Genomic DNA, 20,429 nt, shown 5'->3' with positions numbered 1-20,429 from the left:
CGGCGGCGCGCCGCACCGGGAGCGGGAGCGGCCATGGCGGCACCGGGGCGTTCGGCCGTGGCGATTCCAACAACGGGATGGCCCGCGCAAGCGGCGCACGTCCACTAGAACACGGAGAGCGACAAACATGCTCGGCAACTTCGAACTCATTTCGCGGCTGGTGCTGGCCGCCGCACTCGGCAGCGTGATCGGCTTCGAGCGCGAACGTCTGTCGTGGGCCGCGGGGTTGCGGACCCACATGCTCGTCTGCGTGGGCTCGGCGCTCATCATGATCGTTTCCGCGTTCGGCTTTGCCGATGCGCTCGGCGGCGAGCACGTCGTGCTCGATCCCTCGCGGATGGCCGCCCAGGTGGTCTCCGGCATCGGCTTCCTCGGCGCCGGCTCGATCCTGCTGCGCGGCGAGATCGTGCGCGGCCTGACCACGGCCGCGAGCCTGTGGTCGGTGGCGGCCATCGGCCTCGCAGTGGGGGGCGGTCTCTACACGGCGGCGATCGCGGCCACCGTCATCATTCTCATCATCCTCGCGGGCATCAAGCCGCTCGAGCGGCGCTTCATCACGTTCCGGCAGCGCCGGCGCATTTCGCTGCTGGTCGAGCGCGGCGCGCTCACGTTCCATTCGCTGCACGACGCGCTGGGCACGTCCAGCCCTCGCGTGAAGCAGTTCGTGGTCCAGCAGAGCGACGATTCGCCCGAGCTCGACGAAGTGATGATCGTGCTGAGCCGCGTCTCGTCGACGGAGTACGAGGCGATCTGCACGGCGTTGCGGCGCCTGTCTGCCGTCAAGGAGTTTCGCGAGGACGACACGCAAGGTTGATCCGTCACGCATGGTTCACATTCGAGGGGCTTACAGGTCTGACGTTTGCCGCTAAGATGCCTGACCAGCGGCGCGCGGGTTCTTGAGGACACGCGTCCGAGGAGCGAAACGCGGCTGTCACGCTGCGGCCAGGCGTGACCGACGCGCGACGCGAGTTCACCTGAAGCGAGTCTCATCGTCGATCCATGGCCGAACACGCAGAAAACGAACCCTCCAATACCGGACGCGCTGGGCGCAGCGCGCCGTCCCGGCGTCGAGCAGCGACGCCTCCCCCCGACACCGAAGCGAGCCTGTCAGCGGACACCGAGGCATTGGAGCCCGGCAGTGCGCTCACGCTCGATCTTTTTGGCGAAGGCCGTGAGCCGGCGCTAGAGCCTGACGCGGAAGGGACGGTGCAGGCCGCAAGCGCGAAGGAAGGTCGTGCGGCGCCCGCGCGGCGCGCGGCGCGCACGAAGGCGGCTGTCATGCCGGTGGAGGATGTTGCGAACCCCGGCTTCGGCCGGGACGAACCAGCGGTGGCTAGCGCGCCTGGCGAAGCGCAGCAACTCGCTGCCGCGTTGGAGCGCGAGGCGGCGGAGCGGGAGCGACAGGACAACGAGGCCGCAAGTACGCAAGCATCAGGGACGGCGGTTCTGGCGCACGGCGCACCGGAGCAGCGTGGCGTGCAAGGTGCGGTGGCGCAAATGGAGCAACTGGCGGCCACTACGGCCACTACGGCCACTACGGCCACTACGGCCACTACGGCCACTACGGCCACTACGGCCACTACGGCCACTACGGCCACTACGGCCAGCGTGCCGCCGCAGCCTGAAGCTACGGCCGCGCAAGAGCCGGTGCGACCTGCTCCCGAACCCGTGCCTGGCTTGCACGGCGCAGCCAACGAACCGGCGGCCGTGCCATTGTCGGCGAGCGGCTTTTCCTACGCGGCCACGAGTACCACGGGCAACCCCGCGCGCATGATCTCGGTGGTGCATCCCGCGGACGTCGACACGGCGGTCCACGGCCTCGTGCCCGAGCGCGTGGCAAGCCTGGGCGCCGAGCGCGCCGTGGCCGCCTTGCCCACCGAGATCGTCGCGGCGATGGCCGCGCAGACGCGCAGGACGAAATGGCTGTTGACGGCGGCCGTTGCCGCACTCGTGGTGACGGCGGGCGTGGCGATCGCGCAGACACTCCTGCTCGCGAGCCTCTCAGCCGATACGGCGGCGCAGCAGCAGCGCTTCGACGTGCTGATGCAGAACCAGCAGGCCGCGCTCGACAGCGTTGCGGCGCGTCTTGCCGCGCCGGCCACTGCGGCGTTGGCGGCCGCGCCGGTGCCGCCGCCGGCTGCGGCTGAGACGGGCGCGGGCGCTGCACAGCCGGCTGCAACGCCGCCGCGCCGTGCCGCGCGGGTGAGCAAGGCGCCGAAGACGCCGGAAAAAGCCGCATCGCGCGCTGCGAGCAGCAGCTCGTCGAAGACGCATCCGCAGCACACTAGCCCCTCCCGTCAGGCTGCGTCAAAAAGCTGATCTACCCCCTTTTTTCGTTTCGACCCCTGAATTTATGGCCACCCATGTGTTGTGCTGATGCAACGCATGGGTGGCTTGCCATCAAACTGCGACGCGCTGCCGCAGATTTCTTGCTGCACTGCACTAGCGTTCGACTAGGGAAAACCCTATAATGCTTTTGTTCCTAGGGAAAACCCTTAAAAGCTTGTCAAACCGGGAGTCACCATGAGCTTTATCCTTGCAGTCCTCCAAAAGGTGAACGACCTCTTCGCTTCGCCGAACCTGCCGATGGATGCCGAATACTCGTATGCAGCGCGTCACCGCGAAGCAGAACGCATCCGTCGCTCGCACTACACGCCCTTCGGCATGCCGCGCGACTAATCTCGCCGCATCGGGAGCGCAAGAGCGCCGCCATCCGCGCTGCTCTGATCGATCGCTCCAACTGTCGTTTCATCAAATGAAGCCGGTTCTTGCAAGAGAGCCGGCTTTGTTGCGTCTGGACCTGGGCGTGTAGCCGCCCATCCGGTGAGCGGCGTGTGGGTTAGATATTTCGTTATGCAGATTTAATGACGCTGCGGTGCCATGCCCAACGAGGCGCGAAGCACCCAATGGCGGCGGTTAACGCGCACGACGTAGTTTCCCTTTGTCGACAGGCACTTGGGTGAATCGCCCAGAGCTTGTCCACAGGGCTCTCAACAAAATCTGTGGAAAAGTCGCGAGCCTGCGCGCGCGCCTGCGAAGCGGTGTCTGACAGTTAGTCCTTTCGGATCAATCACCTGGCTGCGATTTCCCGGTGTTGCCCACAGGCCTCTCAACAAAAACTGTGGATAAATGCCCACCCATCCACCGTCAGCGCACGTCCCCGCCCCGTGTCATAGTGTGGGCCGCAAGAAACCCCACCGCTCACCATGTCCGACACTTACTTCTACGACCCCGCCGCCGGCCACGGCCTGCCGCACGACCCGTTCAAGGCGATCGTCGCCCCGCGCCTGATCGGCTGGATCTCGACCCGCTCGCCGGACGGCGTGCCGAATCTCGCGCCGTACAGCTTCTTCGGTGCGTTCGCCACGTTCCCCGCCGTGATCGGCTTTTGCAGCGAAGGCCGCAAGGACAGCATCGCCAATATCGAGGCGACCGGCGAGTTCGTCTGGAATTTCGCCTCGCGCCCGCTGGCCGAGCAGATGAACCGCAGCTCCGCGCCCGTCGCCGCCGAGATCGACGAGTTCGCGCTCGCCGGCCTCACACCCGCGCCGGGCCGCAACGTGGCGGTGCCGCACGTGGCCGAGGCGCCGGCCGCGCTCGAATGCAAGCTGCTGCAGATCGTGCGTCTGAATGCACTCGACGGCTCGCCCATGGACAACTGGCTCGCGCTCGGCCAGGTCGTGGGCGTGCACATCCGGCAGCAGTATCTGAAAGACGGGCTCTTCGACACCCATGCCGCGCAGCCCATCATGCGCGCGGGCTATCGCGCCGACTACGCGCAGGTCGGCGAGATGTTCGAGATGGTGCGGCCCACGGCCTGAGTGCGTGACGCCGGGCGGGGCGGGCGGGCGCGTTGCCGCCGCCGCTGTGCGCGCCGATAATGGCCCGCAAGTCACTCGCAAATCGCCGGCAACGCGCCCGCAAAGAACCCGCAATCACCCGCAACGGCCCACACAGCGCGTCGCGCGCGAGGGGAGACAGTCCATGCAATCTCCGACCGGATCGGTCGTCGCGCTCAGCTCGGCGGCGTCGACGATGTTTTCCATCGGCATGATCTTTCTCGGCTACTGGGGCCTGCATGAGCCCGTGCCGTGGCGTCTCGGTGACCGCGTGATCGTCGTGCTCGCGCTGGCGGGCTTCGCCTGTCTCGGCAGCGTGCCCTGGCTCGCCACCTCGCCCCAGAAGGCCGGCGACGAGTCGCGCTTCCTGCTCGCGCGCCGCGCCTTTCTGGCGGGCGCGTGCGCGGTGTGGATCTCGATTGCGCTGTCGCTGGTGCTGGCCTAGCGCCGCGCCTTAGAAGCGCGCGCGCAGGCCCACCGTGCCCACCACCTGGTTCGCCGTCGACGAAGCGCCGCCCGCCGTGTTGATGAACGCCACGTAGTTGTGGCCCGTGGCGTGCTGGTACATCGCTTCGGCGTAGAGGTCGGTGCGCTTCGAGAGGCGATACACCACCTGCGCGTCCATCTGCTGCCACTTCGGATCGGCGCCCCAGCTCGTGCGGTCGACGTGGCCGTCGGTGTAGGTATAGGCGAGGCCGAGGCTCCAGGCCGGGTTCAGCTGGTACTTGCCGTTCACTTCGTAATTGTTGAAGCTCATGTCGCCGCCCTGCGAGCCGAACGCGTTCGTGCCCGAGTACTCGCTGCGCGTGAACACGAAGCCGGCCGTGGCCGGGCCGAAGCTGTAGTTCAAGCCGCCGCCGAACGAGCGCAGGCGGTCCGCGCCGAGCGAGAAGCCGCCCTTGCCGTTGGCCGCCGACTCGGCGAGGTCCACGGCGCCCGGGCTGCTCGCATTCGCGCCTTGCGTGCCGTTCATCTGCAGATAGCCGGCGGCCACCGCGAGCGGGCCGTTGTTGTAGCTCGCGCCGAAGCTGTAGACGCGGTTGGCCGCGAAGTCGGGCTGGTTCGAGAATGCGTACAGGGCGCCGAACTTCAAGCCGCTATAGCTGTTGCTCGTGTACTTGACCGCGTTGTTGATGCGCAGCGAGTGGTTGAGGTTGTCGTTGTCGAACGGATGCGCGAAGCCCGTGTCGCCGAAGGTGCCTGCCGTGGCCGAGAGCGGCGAGACGAAGTCCACCAGTTCGTCGTACTGGCGGCCCAGCGTGAGCGTGCCGAGTTGGTCGCTCGCGAGTCCCACGTAAGCCTGGCGGCCGAACATGCGGCCGTCCTGGCCGAGCTTGCCGTTCTGCACGTTGAAGCCGTTTTCGAGCACGAACACGGCATGCAGTCCGCCGCCCAGGTCCTCGCTGCCGCGCACGCCGAAGCGGCTGCCGTTGACGTTGCCGCTCGTCGCCTGCCAGAGCGCGCTGCCCGACTTGCCGTTCGCGACGTTGTTCGTGTACATGATGCCGGCGTCGATCAGGCCGTAGAGCGTGACCGAGCTTTGTGCGTGCGCGGTGGTGGTGGCGAGGGCGCCAATGAGGCCAACCGCAGCGCCGAGCGCGGCGGTCGAGGCGAGCGTGGGGGCGTTCTTTTTCACGTGTAAAGCTCCTGAGGCTGTTTTTTCGTAGCGTTTAGAAATGGCTTGCTGCGGGCGAGGGCCGGCAAGCAGCGTCAGGAGTGTAAGGATCGACAGCCGCCGGAAAATCGGCTGTGACTGGAGAGGATTCTTCCTCGATCCGGGATAATTATTTCATCGCCGTGTCATAAATCGCGGCGAGGCGGCGGCTCGCGTCGCCGCCGGTGCGATAGAAGGCGTGCCCGGCAGTTTTGGTACGATGCACGCTTTGTCAGCCGATCCAGAAGCCCGCGTGAAGCGTTCCGTGTCGTTCATCCGCGCTCAAGCCGCGAAGTGGTCCTCCCGCCTGAAGCCCCTCATGTCGCGCGTCTGCGCGTTCGTGCGGCCGTGGCTCGGCAAGGGCCTTCATCATCTGCGCCATCCGACCCGGCGCGGCGTGCTCATCGCCATCGGCGCGCTGCCCGCGGCGCTCGTGCTCTACGTGCTGGTGCTGATTCCGTTCACGCCCAGCATCGGCGACATCCGCAAGGCGAGGGTGGACCAGCCCGCGCAGATTCTTTCCGCCGACGGCAAGCTGCTCGCCGAATTCAAGCCTTCGAACCGCGAGTGGGTGCCGCTCTCGCAGATCTCGCCGCACATGGTCGATGCGCTGATCTCGACCGAGGACCACCGCTTCTACGAGCATCACGGCATCGACTTCAAGCGCACAGCGGGCGCGGCGCTGCACACGTTCTCGGGCGACCGCCAGGGCGGCTCGACCATCACGCAGCAGCTCGCGCGCAACCTCTATCCCGATGAGATCGGCCGCGCGCCCACGCTCACGCGCAAGATCAAGGAGGCGATCACCGCGTTCAAGATCGAGGCCGTCTACAGCAAGCCGCAGATCCTCGAAACCTATCTGAACACGGTGCCGTTCCTCTACAACGCGTTCGGCATCGAGATGGCGGCGCGCACCTACTTCGGCGTGTCCGCGGATCAGCTCACCGTGCTGCAGAGCGCGACGCTCACCGGCATGCTCAAGGGCAACGCCTACTACAACCCGGTGATCAATCCCGAGCGCGCGCTCGCGCGGCGCAACACCGTGCTCGCGCAGATGGTGAAGTACGGCAAGCTCACGGATGCGCAGTACGCGACGCTCTCGAAGAAGCCATTGCGTCTGGACTTCGAGCGTCAGACCGAGCCACCCGGTCCCGCGCCGCATTTCGCGCAGCAACTGCGCAAATGGCTGATCGCGTGGGCGGACCGCAACGACTACAACATCTATTCCGACGGGCTCGTTGTGCACACAACGATCGATTCGCGTCTGCAGGCGATGGCCACCGCCGCGCTCAAGCAGCACGCCAATCAGCTACAGGGCAGCGCGAACAGTGCATGGAGCGGGCGCAACGGCTGCTACGCCGGCAACGATCTGTTCAAGACCTTCATGCGCGAGACGCCCGACTACAAGAGCGCGCGCGACGCGGGTGCGAGCGACGAGGACGCGCTCAAGAAGCTCGGCTCCGACCGCACGTTCATGCGCGCGCTGTGCAAGGACAAGACCACGGTGCAAGCCGGTTTCCTCGCGATCGATCCGCGCAACGGGCAGATCAAGGCATGGGTGGGCAGCCGCGATTTCGCCGATGAGCCGTTCGATCACGTGCAGCAGGCGCGTCGTCAGCCGGGTTCGACGTTCAAGGCCTTCGTCTATGGCGCCGCGTTCGCGGACGGCGCGAAGCCCACCGACACGCTGATCGACCAGCCCGTGGAAATGCCGCTCGAAGGCGGCGAGATCTGGCGCCCCAACGACGACGTCCCGCCCAGCAACAAGCCGATGACGCTGCGCGACGCGCTCGCGTTTTCGCGCAACCGCATCACGGCGCAGGTGATGCAGGCGGTGGGCCCGGACAAGGTCGCGCGTCTCGCGCGCGCGATGGGCGTGCGCGACAGCCAGTTGAACCCGGTACCGTCGCTCGCGCTCGGCACGAGCCCGGTCACGCTGAAGGAGATGGTGTCGGCGTACAGCACCATTGCGAACGATGGCGAGTACCTGGAGCCGCGCATGGTCACGAGCATCGAGGACAGCAAGGGCAATGTGCTCGCGCAATTCGCGAGCGCCTCGCCCGAGCGCGCGCTTTCCGCATCGGCGGACCGCACGCTGCTCGACACGATGCGCGACGTCGTGAATCGCGGCACGGGCGCGAGCATCCGCACGCGCTTCGGCATTCGCGCCGACGTGGCCGGCAAGACCGGCACGACCCAGGACAACGCGGACGGCTGGTTCATCCTCATGGACCCGCAACTGGTGGCGGGCGCGTGGGTGGGCTTCGACGACGGCCGCGTCACGCTCCAGAGCGAGGGCGCGCGCAGCGCGCTGCCGATCGTCGGCGACTTCTTCCAGCGGGCGTTGCGCGCGCGCATCGTCGATCCGCGTGTGCGCTTCGCGACCGAGGTCACGCCCGGCCCGTTCGAAACCTTCCGCGACCGGCTCAAGACGTGGATCGACGGCCTGTTCGCCGCGAAGCCGCCCGCCGAGGCGCCGCGCGCGCCGGCCCGCGCACCGGCGCCGCGGCCTGGCGCGCCTGTTGCGGCGCCGGCGTCTGAACCCACCGAAGTGCCGCCGACAAGCGGCGTCGCGCCAGCGGGCGCGGCTTCGGGGGCGCCCGTGCCGCCTGAGATCCAGCGCATGTTTGGCGAGCCGCCGGTGATCGGCGCTTCGGGTGCCTCGGGCGCGTCGGCGGCGCAGCCGTCGCGTCAGGAGCAGGCGCCTTATCCGCCGCAGGAGCCGTCGCTCGCGCCGACGCCCACGCCCGACGACTCCGATTCGGACAACGGCGCGGGCAACGGCAACGGCGCGCAATACACGCCGCCTTCGCCGTCGCCTGCGCCATCGGTTACGCAGCCGCAGGGCAACTGACTGGCGCGTGGCGCTTAGCGGTTTTGGATGAGGCGCGCGCTGCCGCGCCCATTCACGAGCGTCAGATAGTGCGCGAGACCCGGCGACGCGTGCGCGCCGTCGAGCTCGCCGCTGGCGATGGCTTCGAGCGCATCGAGCGCCACGTCGATGTCACGGGCGCGTTCGGCGTCGATGACCGTGCGCGCCGCGCCGCGGAACGCCAGCACCCAGGCGCCGACCGGCAGCGGGCCGGTGCGCGCGAGATCGATCGCGCAGGCGCCGTGACGCGTCACGGCCTGGGCGGCCAGGCCCTCCGCGCAGACGATGCGGGCGGGAACGCCAAGGAGCATCGGCCATGCGGATCTTGAGGGTTGCCGCATGCGCGTGTGTGGCCGCGAGCGCAGGGGCATGCCGGCGACTGCGGGGCGATCGGACGGGCGGATGAATCGGGTCATGGCACTCCTGAACACCGCGAATGGGCGGCTTGTCGGGCGAGAACGACGGCGCAAGGTAGCCGTATCTCGTTGCCCGCGACCGCGTGGCAACGGGCCGATTGATCGCGCGCAAGTGATGAAGCGCGAGGGCGGTTATCCCCAGATTTCGTGGAAAGGCCTGTGGACAACCTGTCCGCATCCGCGCCAAGGTGTTGATCCTGAAGCGAATTGTGTTTGCGGCCACGAAGCGGGCCGGTTTTTGTGCTGATATGTGTCAAGACCTGGGCAGGTTTGCCCGCGCTTCTGACAAGACTTGACGACCGGTTGCCGAAACATCGGCTAGATTCCGGCGTTTCGGCTTCTTTGGCTCGAGCAGGCGATAATGTGCGGCGGGCCAGCCGGCCTGACCCATTGGAGTGAATCGAGATGTCCCGCATGTCCCCCCTGATCCGCACGCTGTGTGCGAGCGCTATTGTTTCGGTTGTGTTGAACGCAGCGCTGCCTGCGCTCGCGCACGCCCAGGATCTCCCCGCCGCCGCGTCCCAGGCCTTGCCCGCTGCCTCCGAAGGCTTGCCCGTCGCGCCCCAGGCCTCGCCCGCTGCTTCCCAGGGCTTGCCCGCCGGGGCGGTGGCCGTGGTCAACGGCGTGCAGATTCCGCAGTCCGCGATGGAAGACGCGGTGCGCACGGCGGTGAGCCGCGGCAGCGACGTCGATACGCCGCAGTTGCGCGCGGCGCTCAAGCAGCAGTTGATCATCCGCGAAGTCCTCCGTCAGCAGGCGGTGCGCGCGCATTACGACCAGCGCCCCGAGGTGGCTCAGGCGGCCGAAGACCAGAAGGTGGACGTCGAGATCCAGTCGTGGCTGCAAGACAACGTGCACGCGCCCGAGCCGACCGAGCGCCAGATCCGGGCGCGCTATAACAGCGTGAACACCGAGCTCGGCAAATACGAGTACAAGCCGCAGTTCGTCGTGCTCGCCGACCAGGCAGTGGCGAAGGACGTGATTGCACAGGCCAGGGCCGGCCAGCCGTTCGATGCGCTCGCGCGCAAGTACAGCATCGTGCCCTCGAAGGACAACGGCGGCGAAATGCCGTGGGTGAGCTTCAAGACGCCGGTGGTCGCGGGCAAGACGCGCGGCGTGCCGGTGGACGTTGCGCGGATGCTCGCGCAGTTGCCCGTGGGCGGCGTGGCGCCGCAACCGGTGCAGTCGGGCCAGGCCTGGGTGGTCGTCAGGCTCGAAGACAAGCGTCCGATGAAAGTGGAGGCGTATAGCGACGTGAAGGATCAGATTCGCCGCCAGATCATTGCGGAATCGATGGATGCAGGCGCGGCCAAGCTTGTTAAGTCGCTCGTGCAGAGCGCGACCATCGTGCAATAACCGATTCGCTAGCGCTGGCTGGCGGGTTCGTGCTGGCATAACAGCGCGGCCCGCGAGCCAATGAAAAAAGCCGGACGGCGCGTCATGTGCCGTCCGGCTTTTTTCATGGTGCGTCCACCAGCGTGTGGCCGCGACAGTGGCCGGCTTAACGGCGCTCGCGCCAGGTGCGCAACAAGAGCGCGTTGGTCACCACGCTGACACTCGAAAACGCCATGGCGGCGCCCGCGAGCATGGGGTTCAGGAGCCCGAAGGCCGCGAGCGGAACCCCGATCAGGTTGTAGACGAACGCCCAGAACAGGTTCTGCTGGATCTTGCGCCATGTGCGCCGCGAGATGTCGATGGCGGCGGCCACGAGCGCGGGGTCGCCGCGCATGAGCGTGATGCCGGCCGCATGCATGGCCACGTCGGTGCCCGTGGCCATGGCGATGCCGATGTCGGCGGCAGCCAGCGCGGGCGCGTCGTTGATGCCGTCGCCGGCCATCGCGACCACGGCGCCCGTGCGGATCTTCAGGTCGCGGATCGTGCGCGCCTTGTCGTCGGGCAGCACTTGCGCATGAATCTCGTCGATGCCGAGCTGCGCCGCCACGGCGCGCGCGCTGCCCGCGTTGTCGCCGGTCACGAGCACGCTGCGGATGCCCATCGCCTTCAGGCGCGCCACGGCTTCGCGCGCGGTGGGCTTCACCGTGTCGCCGAAGGCGAGCAGCGCGAGCACCTCGTGCGTCGAATCGGGCTGCGCGCCGTGCGTGCTTTTAGCCGCTGCGTGGCCGGCTGCGCCACTGGATGCGCCCATCAGCCAGGACACCGTATTGCCTTCGGCTTCGAGCGCCTGTGCGCGCGCCGCGAGCGCGGGCGGCACGGCGAGACCGAGTTCCGCGACCCAGTGCGCGCTGCCGATCGCGAGAGGCCGGCCGTTCACTTCGGCCTGCACGCCGCGTCCGGGCACCGCGCGCGCATGCGCGGCGGCGGGCAGCGCCACAGCGGCCACGCCTGAGTGCTGGTCTCCGAACGCCTTCACCACGGCCTTCGCGAGCGGATGGTCGCTGTGCTGCTGCACGGCGGCGGCGAGCAACAGCGCGTCGGCGCGCGCGCTGCCGCCGGCCGTTTCGAACGCCGTGAGCGAGGGCTGGCCGAGCGTCAGCGTGCCGGTCTTGTCGAAGGCCACGATGCTCACGTCGTGCGCCGTTTCCAGCGCTTCCGCGTCCTTGATCAGCACGCCGTGGCGCGCGGCCACGCCGGTGCCGGCCATGATGGCGGCGGGGGTGGCGAGGCCGAGCGCGCACGGGCAGGCAATCACGAGCACGGCCACCGCGTTGAGGATCGCGGTTTCGGCGCTCGCGCCCGCGAGCAGCCAGCCGCCCAGCGTGATGGCCGCGATCACGAGAATCGCGGGCACGAACACGGCGCTCACGCGGTCGACGAGACGCTGGATCGGCGCCTTCTCGGCCTGGGCGCTTTCCACGAGGCGGATGATGCGCGCGAGCGTCGTTTCCGCGCCGATGGCAGTCGTGCGCACGGCCACGAGCCCTTCGCCGTTGATGGAGCCAGCGGTGACGGCGTCGTCGGGGGCCTTCGGCACGGGCAGGCTTTCGCCGGTGATGAGCGATTCGTCGATGTGGCTGCGGCCTTCGAGCACCACGCCATCGGTGGGCACGCGCTCGCCCGGCCGCACCACCACGACGGCGCCCACGCGCACCTGCGCGAGCGGCACCTCGCGCTCCGTGCCGTTTTCGCGGATGCGCGCGCGCTCGGGGCGCAGCGCGTTGAGCGCGCGGATCGCGTCCGTGGTCTGGCGCTTCGCGCGCGCTTCGAGCCACTTGCCGAAGCGCACCAGCGTGATGACGACCGCCGAGGCTTCGAAGTACAGATGCGCGGCGTCGCCGGGATGCGCGAGCATCGCGTAGACGCTCACGCCCCATGCCGCCGAGGTGCCGAGCGCGACCAGCAGGTCCATGTTGCCGGCGCCCGCGCGCACGGCCTTCCAGGCGGCGCGATAGAAGCGCGCGCCGAAGCCGAACTGGACGATCGAGGCGAGCACGAGCTGGGCCGCGGCCGGCAGCATCCAGTGCAAGCCGAGCCAGTGGCCGAACATCGGCACGACGAGCGGCGTGGTGAGCACGGCGGCCGCCAGCACGGCGCGCAACTCGCGGCGTGCGGCCTCCTGCGCGGCGGCGGCGCGCGACGGGGCGGCGCCCGTTGCGCCCGTGTGCGCCGCGCTGGTTGCAACGGTTGCATCGCTTGCGCCGGTCGTTGCGGCGGCATGCGCATCCTCGATGAGCGGCGTGGCCTCATAGCCGGCCTTCTGCACGGCCGCAACGAGGCGCTCGCGCATGGCGTCATCGACGGGCGCTTCGAGCCGCACCGCGGCGTTTTCGGTGGCGAGGTTGACGGTGGCGCTGGCCACGCCCGGCACGCGCGCGAGGACTTTCTCGACACGGTTCGCGCAGGCCGCGCAGGTCATGCCGCCAATGGCGAAGCTCGCGGTCTGGGCGGCGGCCGAAGGGCCTGCATCGGCATTCACGTCGGCGGATGCCTCGGCGCCGGCGTCCACGATGGGTTCGGCCTCGTAGCCCGCCTTCTCGACGGCAGCCACGAGCTGCACGGTGAGCGCTTTCGCTGCATCGCCGCCGGCTTCGGCGCGGGCCTCGACGGTGGCTTTTTCCGTGGCGAGATTGACCGAAGCGCGCGTCACGCCCGGCACTTTAGCGAGCGCCTTCTCGACACGCATGGCGCACGAGGCGCAGGTCATGCCACGGATTTCGAGCTCCGCCACGCGGCGTCCGGCGCGCTCGGCAGTTTCGGCAACGAGGGGATCGTTCATGATGATGACGCGCAAGCGCGAGATAACTATTCGACGTTACGCAGTATCTACGTTCCCATCATGGGAAGGTCAAGGGCCGATGCCCGACGCAACGGAGAACTATGTACAGCAGACTTTTCAGGGGCTGACGCCGGCGATACGATACCACCCGGCGGCATTGGCACCATGCTGCGCGGATTGGACCACGGCCCGGGGGGGCCGGCGCGCGGTGTCGGAGGCCGGTCGACGTCAACTCATGGACCGCCCGCTTCGCACATAATCAACAAATGACAACAAAACGCCGAATGATTCCTTATTTCCGCGCCTGCGCCGCACTCGCAGGTGTCGCCCTTATTGCCGGCTGCGCATCGACGCCCGAAGGCGTTGCGCCCAGGAGCAACGGCTGGGTCAAGGACGAAGTGTCCGATTCCTATGTGTTCGGCTATCCGCTCGTGCTGATGGACATCTCGCGCGAGGCCGCCACCGGCAGCGCGCCCGGCCAGGCCGCGCCGAACACGCTGCGCCACGCGCAGTCGCTGCCGCCCGTCGGCGCCTCGAGCCCGCGCGAGCCCAATCTCGACACGCTCGGCTCGTCCGGCTGGCTCGACGTGAGCCGCGAACCGGTGCTCGTCGCGCTGCCCGACTCGCATGGCCGCTATATGGATGCGCGCGCGCTCGACATGTGGACCAACGTCGTCTGGTCGACGGCCGCGAAAGGCAACCAGCGCGTAAGCGGCCTGAAATCGCAAACGATTGCGTTCGTGCCGGTCGGCTGGAAGGGCACGCTGCCCGCGCGCGCACAGCGCGTCGAGGTGAGCACGCGCTACGTCTGGTTCCTCGCGCGCATCGAGACGCGCGGCGGCGGCGATCTCGCTAGCGCGCGCCGTCTGCAGCGCGGCATCCGCGTGGCGCCGCTTTCCGCCTGGGATGCGCGCGGCCAGCGCGTTGCGCAGGCGGACCCGCAAACGGGCGCGAGCCTCGCCGGCGACCCGGTCGCGACGGGCGCGCCGGCCGCGCAGATCGCCGCGCTCGACGCCAAGGGCTTCTTCGACCGCCTCGCGCTCGCGCTGGAAGACAACGCGCCGGAGCCCGACGACGCGCACGCACTCAAGATTCTCGGCGACATCGGCGTGCAGCCCGGCGATCCGGCGCAGCTGCCGACCGGCGCGAAGGATGCCGCCGTCGTGAACGCGGGCCTGGCCGACGGCCGCGCGCGCGTGGCCACGCCGCCTTCGAACCTGCTGGCCGGCAACGGCTGGCTCTGGGTGGGCGACGATGCCGGCAACTACGGCGCCGACTACGCATTGCGCGGCTACGCGGCCTATGCTTCGCCGGGCCTGCCCACCAGCCGCGACGAAGCGCGTGCGCGCGTGGCCCAGGACAGCGACGGCCACACGCTGAACGGCGCGAACCGCTACGTGATTCATTTCAGCGCGAAGCAGCTCCCGCCGGTGCGCGGCTTCTGGTCGATCACGGCCTACACGCCCGACGGCGCGCTCGACGACGACGCGCCCGTGCGCGTCGCCTTCGGTGACCGCAACGGCGCGCGGCGTAACCGCGACGGCTCGCTCGACGTGCAGGTGAGCGCGGAGCGGCCGCGCGGCGGCGCCAACTGGGTGCCGGTGCCGAAGGGCGACTTCCGCCTCGTGCTGCGCATGTATGCGCCGAAGCCCCAGGCCACGGACGGCACGTGGCAGCCGCCGGCGGTCGAGCGGCAGTGATACGCGCGTGGGGCGGCAAGGTCGCCCTGCCGAAACGGTAAAGCGGCGGAGCGTCCAGGACGCTCCGTTTTTCTTTTTGCATAGCGCGGGCGTAATGACGTCATGCGCTGGTCATATCGAGTCCGCTGCTGCACGGCGCATTGCTCACCCGCTTTGCTCATCACTTCGCGGCCATCCTCCTCCGCACCTTCTGCGCGCCTTCGCGGCGCCCCCGCACGCCGACGCACCACCCGCGCCACCCGACGCATTACAGCCGCGCAAGTGCGCATCGGACCTATACTTCGGGCTGTCGGGCTCATCTTCAGTCGAATAGAGCCAACTCGTTTCACTACCGCGGCGAACTGCTCTCCGCGTCACTGGCCGTCAAGCATGGCAAGCCTCAACAAAACATCGCTGACTACTTCCTTGCAATCGGTGCGCGCCGTCGCGCGCGCCCCCCGCACACGGCGCATCTTCACGGGCATCGCGATCTTCCTCGTGGTGTTCGGACTGTTCGGCTTTTTCGCCGCGCCGCCGCTCATCCGCCACGTTGCCGAACAGCAGTTGAGCAAGCTGCTCGACCGCCCCGTCACGATCGCGCGCATCGGCCTCAATCCCTACACGCTGCGGCTCGAGGCGGACCGCGTGCATATCGGCGAGCGCGGCGGCCAGGGTGACTTCTTCGATGTCGAGAAGCTCGTCGTGCAGCCGTCGTGGTCGTCGATCTTCCGCGCGGCGCCCATCGTCGATGAAGTGCGGCTCGACTCGCCGCGCGCGACCATCGTGCGGCTCGATGCGCAGCGCTTCAACTTCACGGACCTCATCGAGAAGTTCGCGAAGCCTTCCGAGACACCGAGCAAGCAGCCCGCGCAGTTCTCGGTCTCGAACATCCAGATCGAGAACGGCCAGATCACCTTCGACGACCGCCTGCTCAACGAAAAGCACGTGATCGACCGCTGGTCGCTCGGCATTCCGTTCATCGCCACGCTGGCTTCGAAGACCGATATCTTCGTCGAGCCGATGCTGCGCGCGCGCATCGACGGCGCCAGCACGCTCGCCATCGACGGCAAGACCAAGCCGTTCGCCGCGTCGCGCGAATCGGAGATCGAGCTGCGCCTCACCGATCTCGACGTGCCGAAGCTGCTCACCTATGCGCCCACCAAGCTGCCGGTCGCACTCAAGAGCGGCAAGCTCTCGACCAACCTCAAGCTCGACTTTGTGATGTCGGGCGAGAAGCCCACGCTGCGCGTTTCGGGGACGACCGACCTCAACGACGTCGATGCCACCGACAACGCCAACGCGCCGCTGTTCGGCGCGCGCGGCCTGCATGTGGCGGCGGCTTCGCTCGAGCCGTTCAGCAACATTTATCGCTTCGACGCGATCCGTATCGACGCGCCCACGGCCTGGATCGCGCGCGACAAGGCGGGCGTGCTGAGCGTCGAGAAGCTGGTCGGCGCGCCGGCGGCGAAGGCCGAGGCGCAGGCGTCCAGCGCAAAGGAAAACGGCGAGCAAAAAGGCGCCGCGAGCGCCGCCACGGCTGTTCCGCCCGCGGCTTCGGGCGCGCAGGCCGCGCCCGCAGAAGCGCAGAAGGCGCCGCCGCTCGACCTCTCGATCCGCCAGTTCGCGATCACGGATGGCACGGTCCACGTGCACGACGAAGCGGCGTCGCGACCGGTGGAGCTGGACCTCAGCAACATCGCCACGACGCTTGCTAACTTCTCGACAGTGGCCAAGGCGCCCGCCGCCTATAACGTCTCGCTGACCTCGCAGGACGGCGGCACGGTGCAGGCCTCGGGCACGTTCGGCCTCGCCGCGAAGAGCGCCGACGCAAAGATCGCCGTGAATGCCGTGAAGCTGCCGCAGCTGCAGCCGTATCTCGACAACCTGACGGCCGCGCAGATTCAGGACGGCAAGCTGAGCCTCGACTCGGCCATCAAGGCGGACTGGGCGCAGCAGCCGGCCGCCGTGCAGGTGGGCGCGAGCACGCTGAATCTCGATGGGCTCAAGCTCGCGGCACGCGGCTCGAAGACGACGGCCGTGGCGCTCGCGAAGGGCACGGTGCAGGTGACCCAGGTCGATCTCGCGGCGCGCACGGCGCAGATCGCCGCGGTGGACGCGAATGGTCTCGCCATCAACGTCGAGCGCACGAAGGACGGCAAGATCGACCTCATGCAGCTCGCGGGCGTCCATGAGGCCGCGCCGGAACGCACGGCCATCCACGCGGCGCAGAAGTCGGTGAAGGACGGCCCGGCGTGGCACTACAAGATCGACTCCGTGAGCGTGAGCGGCGGCTCGGTCAACTTCACGGACAGCTCCACGCCGCGCCCGGTCAAGCTCGCCGTTGCGCCGCTCGACCTGAAGGTCCAGCAGATCAGCGACGACATGAAACACGCGCTGCCGATCGACCTGAAGGCCACCGTCAACAAGAAAGGCACGCTCGCGCTCAATGGCGACGTGAACCCCACGCCGCTGAAGGCGCAGCTGAAGATCGACGCGAACCGGCTCGATGCCGCCGCGTTCGAGCCGTACTTCGGCAGCGAGCTGAACGCGGTGATCGCGAGTGCGCTGCTCAACATGAAGGGGCAGCTCGCGCTCGAGCAGGGCAAGGCGCTCAAGGCGAACTATCGCGGCGACGCGGCGCTCGTGGATGTGCGCATGCTCGACAAGGCGACGTCCGACCCGTTCGCGGGGTGGCGCTCGCTGGCGCTCTCCAACCTGAAGGCGAGCTACGACGACGCGCGCGGCACCGACGTGGACGCGAGCCGCGTGACCTTCGCTGGCTTCTATGGGCGCGTGCTGCTCGACGCACAAGGCAAGCTCAATCTCAAGGACGTGGTGGCGCACCAGAGCGGGCAAGCGCAGTCGCTCACGCGCGACACGAGCGGCCACGAGCCAGTGCCGCTCACGCCGCAAGCGGCGAGCGCGCCGGTGCAGACGGCCTCGGCGCCCGCTCCGGCTTCGGTTCCGGCGACGGTGACCGCCGCGCAGCCGCCCAAGCGCCCGGTGCGCCTGCACTTCGGCCAGCTCGTGCTGCAGGGCGGCCGCGTGACCTACACCGACAACTTCATCAAGCCGAACTACAGCGCCGATCTCGTGCAGATCCAGGGCACGGTGGGCGCGTTCGGCACCGAGTCGACCACGCCCGCGCCCGTCGACGTTTCAGCGAAGCTCGCGGCGAACGGGCCCATCACGATCAAGGGCAACGTGAATCCGCTGATCGACAAGCCCGCGCTCGACATCACGGCGAGCGCGCACGATATCGAGCTCACGAATCTCACCCCGTACTCGGCGAAATATGCGGGCTATCCGATCACGAAGGGCAAGCTCAACGTCGACTTGCACTACCAGCTCGCGAACGACCAGCTCTCGGCGAACAACCATATTTTCATCGACCAGCTCACGTTCGGCGATCACGTCGAGAACGACACGGCGACGAAGCTGCCCGTGCGTCTCGCGATTTCGCTGCTCAAGAACCGGCGCGGCGAGATCGACGTGAACATTCCGGTGTCGGGCTCGCTCTCGAACCCCGAGTTCAGCCTGGGCGGCCTGATCTGGAAGGCGGTGCTCAACCTGATCGCGAAGGCCGTGACTGCGCCGTTCTCGCTGCTCGCGAACGCATTCGGCGGCGGTGGCGAGGAGCTAGGCTACGTGGAATTCGCGCCGGGCACGGCCACGCTCACCGACGCCGACAACAAGAAGCTCGACACCATCGCGAAGGCGCTCGACGACAAGCCGTCGATCAAGATCGACCTGATCGGACGCGTCGATCCGGCCGTGGACACGCCCGCGCTGCGCGAGGCGTACGTGGACCGTCTCGTGCGCCTGCAAAAGGTCAAGGCTACGGTCGGCAACGGCGAGAGCGTGGATACTTCCCAGGTGCAGGTCGATCAGAAGGAATACGACAAATATCTGACGAAGGCCTATAAGGATGCGGACTTCAAGAAGCCGCGCAATATGGTCGGCTTGACGAAGACGCTGCCCGACGACGACATGAAGCAGGCGCTCGCCGAGCACGCACCCGTGGACGACGCCACGCTGCGCGATCTCGCGCAGCGGCGCGCGCAGGCCGTGCAGCAGTACTTCGAAGGCAAGGTCGACCCGAGCCGCGTGTTCGTGGTGGCGCCCAAGCTCGACGCGAAGGGCATCGACGATAAAGGCGCGACGACGCGCGTCGACTTCGGGCTTAAATAGCGGGTCGTGAGCATGCGGGGTGGCCTCGCATGCTCCTGTCTGTCACGCCACGCGTTCGCGCGGCGTACTCGCGGTTCCAACGGTTCCAGCGGTCCTCCGCGTGCCAAACGCATGCGTTTCGATCACGCGCGCGAGCGTGGCGAACGCGGGGCCAATTGCCTCGTGCGGCACGCACGCATAACCCGTTAGCAATCCCTGGCGTTGCCGCTTGCCGAAGTAATAGGAAGCCAGCGGCCGCACGATCACGCCCGCGTCGTACGAGGCCGCGGTCACCACGCGGTCGTCGCAGTGCTCGGGCAGGCCCAGCACGAAGTGCAGCCCGGCCTCGTCGCCCATGACCGGCAGCGCGTCGCCGAAATGCCGCGTCACGGCGTCGATCAGCAATTGGCGCCGCTCGCCGTAGAGCGTGCGCATGCGGCGCACATGCGTGGTGAGACAGCCGTCCATGATGAACTCGGCGAGCACGGCCTGCTGCATGAGCTGGCCTTCGCGATAGAGCTCGGCCACGCCCGTGCGGAACGCGCCCACGAGCCGCTCCGGCACCACCATATAGCCCACGCGCAAGCCCGGAAACAGCAGCTTGCCGAGGCTCCCCACGTAGATCACCTGGCCTGAATCGTCGAGTCCCTGCAGCGAGGCGAGCGGGCGGCTGCCGTAGCGGAACTCGCTGTCGTAGTCGTCCTCGATGATCCACACCTTGTGCTGGCGCGCGTATTCGAGCAGCGTGCGGCGTCTCGCGAGGCTCATCACCATGCCGAGCGGGTACTGATGCGAAGGCGTGACGAGCGCGATGCGCGGCGGATGGCGCAGGTCCAATTCGCGCGGATCGAGACCTTCGTCGTCCACAGGAATGGGCGCGAGCTTGATGCCCGAGGCCTGCAGCACGCTGCGCGCGCCCCAGTAGCAGGGCTCCTCCACCCATGCGCGGTCGCCGGTGTCGGCGAGCAGGCGCACCGCGAGATCGATCGACTGATGGATGCCGGTTGTGATGATGATCTGGTCGGGCGTGCAGCGCACGGAGCGCGCCACGCGCAAATAGTCGGAGAGCGCGCGCCGCAAAGGCCGATACCCGCCGCCCGGCGCGTACGTGAGCAGGTCGGGGCTCACCGACTTCCAGAGCCGCGACTGCAGGCGGCTCCACGTGCGCGCGGGAAACTCGGCCACGTCGGGCACGCCGGGCATGAACGCGCCCCATTGCCTTGCGGAGACGCCGGCTTCGTCGATGAGACGCTGCCCGCGCACCGACATGTCGCCGCGCGGGCTGGGACCGGGCACGGCGCGCGTCGCGGCGTCCGGGCGCGGGCTCACGGCGGCCGAGTCGGGGCGCGTGTCCGCGACGTAGGTGCCGCTGCCGGTGGTCGAGAGGACGTAGCCTTCGGCGCCCAACTGGTCGTAGACGTGCAGCACCGTATTGCGCGCGATGCCGAGGTCTCCCGCGAGCAGGCGCGAGCTGGGCAGCTTCGTGCCGGGCGCGAGCTGGCCGGTCAGGATGGCCTGCTGCATGAGCTGCAGCAACTGGCGGTAGGCCGGTTCCACCGAGGTTTTGTCGAGTTGCGCAGCAAGCCAGTCTGACAGGATGACCATCGCCAAGTGGTTCCATCGGA

Annotated in this window: 13 protein-coding genes; 9 read left to right on the top strand and 4 right to left on the bottom strand. The window is 68.2% G+C overall.

Going from position 1 to position 20,429, the window contains the following annotated elements; translation table 11 throughout:
* Window positions 1-127: 127 nt before the first annotated feature.
* From E1956_RS24100 to E1956_RS24080, 5 genes are all read left to right on the top strand, one after another.
* The gene (locus tag E1956_RS24100; RefSeq protein ID WP_134753562.1) at window positions 128-814 is read left to right on the top strand and encodes an MgtC/SapB family protein; all 687 of its coding nucleotides are present in this window, start codon (window positions 128-130) and stop codon (window positions 812-814) included.
* Between the two features lie 311 nt (window positions 815-1,125).
* Window positions 1,126-2,319 (top strand): hypothetical protein, encoded by a 1,194-nt coding sequence (locus E1956_RS46245; protein ID WP_167760103.1) that lies wholly within the window; start codon window positions 1,126-1,128, stop codon window positions 2,317-2,319.
* Between the two features lie 204 nt (window positions 2,320-2,523).
* A complete protein-coding gene (locus E1956_RS46240; protein WP_167760102.1) occupies window positions 2,524-2,679 on the top strand; it encodes a hypothetical protein in 156 nt (51 codons plus the stop codon).
* 527 nt (window positions 2,680-3,206) lie between these two features.
* Window positions 3,207-3,821, top strand: a complete 615-nt coding sequence (locus tag E1956_RS24085; RefSeq protein WP_134753555.1) for a flavin reductase family protein — start codon at window positions 3,207-3,209, stop codon at window positions 3,819-3,821.
* Between the two features lie 163 nt (window positions 3,822-3,984).
* Window positions 3,985-4,284, top strand: coding sequence for a hypothetical protein (locus E1956_RS24080; protein ID WP_028221235.1), 300 nt, complete (start codon window positions 3,985-3,987; stop codon window positions 4,282-4,284).
* 9 nt (window positions 4,285-4,293) lie between these two features.
* Here the strand turns inward: E1956_RS24080 and E1956_RS24075 are convergent, their stop codons facing one another.
* The gene (locus tag E1956_RS24075; RefSeq protein WP_134754829.1) at window positions 4,294-5,415 is read right to left on the bottom strand and encodes a porin; all 1,122 of its coding nucleotides are present in this window, start codon (window positions 5,413-5,415) and stop codon (window positions 4,294-4,296) included.
* 397 nt (window positions 5,416-5,812) lie between these two features.
* Between E1956_RS24075 and E1956_RS24070 the strand changes: the two genes are divergently transcribed.
* Window positions 5,813-8,347, top strand: a complete 2,535-nt coding sequence (locus E1956_RS24070) for a penicillin-binding protein 1A (protein WP_134754827.1) — start codon at window positions 5,813-5,815, stop codon at window positions 8,345-8,347.
* 14 nt (window positions 8,348-8,361) lie between these two features.
* Here the strand turns inward: E1956_RS24070 and E1956_RS24065 are convergent, their stop codons facing one another.
* The gene (locus E1956_RS24065) at window positions 8,362-8,781 is read right to left on the bottom strand and encodes a HypC/HybG/HupF family hydrogenase formation chaperone (protein ID WP_134753553.1); all 420 of its coding nucleotides are present in this window, start codon (window positions 8,779-8,781) and stop codon (window positions 8,362-8,364) included.
* A gap of 414 nt (window positions 8,782-9,195) precedes the next feature.
* Between E1956_RS24065 and E1956_RS24060 the strand changes: the two genes are divergently transcribed.
* Window positions 9,196-10,137 carry a peptidylprolyl isomerase gene (locus tag E1956_RS24060; RefSeq protein WP_134753551.1) on the top strand — a complete coding sequence of 314 codons (942 nt, stop codon included), beginning with the start codon at window positions 9,196-9,198 and terminating at the stop codon, window positions 10,135-10,137.
* Between the two features lie 145 nt (window positions 10,138-10,282).
* On the opposite strand, the gene E1956_RS24055 is transcribed toward E1956_RS24060, so the two are convergent.
* On the bottom strand, window positions 10,283-12,955 hold the full coding sequence (locus E1956_RS24055) for a heavy metal translocating P-type ATPase (RefSeq protein WP_134753549.1): 2,673 nt from the start codon (window positions 12,953-12,955) through the stop codon (window positions 10,283-10,285).
* A 284-nt stretch (window positions 12,956-13,239) separates the two neighbouring features.
* Here E1956_RS24055 and E1956_RS24050 point away from each other — a divergent pair, with 284 nt between their 5' ends.
* Both E1956_RS24050 and E1956_RS24045 read left to right on the top strand, forming a co-directional pair.
* A complete protein-coding gene (locus E1956_RS24050) occupies window positions 13,240-14,655 on the top strand; it encodes a DUF1254 domain-containing protein (protein ID WP_134753547.1) in 1,416 nt (471 codons plus the stop codon).
* A gap of 369 nt (window positions 14,656-15,024) precedes the next feature.
* A complete protein-coding gene (locus E1956_RS24045; RefSeq protein ID WP_134753545.1) occupies window positions 15,025-18,825 on the top strand; it encodes a DUF748 domain-containing protein in 3,801 nt (1,266 codons plus the stop codon).
* A 42-nt stretch (window positions 18,826-18,867) separates the two neighbouring features.
* On the opposite strand, the gene pdxR is transcribed toward E1956_RS24045, so the two are convergent.
* Complete coding sequence (gene pdxR / locus E1956_RS24040) at window positions 18,868-20,415, bottom strand: MocR-like pyridoxine biosynthesis transcription factor PdxR (protein WP_134753543.1); 1,548 nt, start codon at window positions 20,413-20,415, stop codon at window positions 18,868-18,870.
* Window positions 20,416-20,429 lie beyond the last annotated feature (14 nt).

The organism is Paraburkholderia pallida, assembly GCF_004524855.1.
Lineage (GTDB): Bacteria > Pseudomonadota > Gammaproteobacteria > Burkholderiales > Burkholderiaceae > Paraburkholderia > Paraburkholderia oxyphila.
Note: the sequence above shows the minus strand (reverse complement) of the source record. Positions and strands in the feature narration are given on the sequence as shown.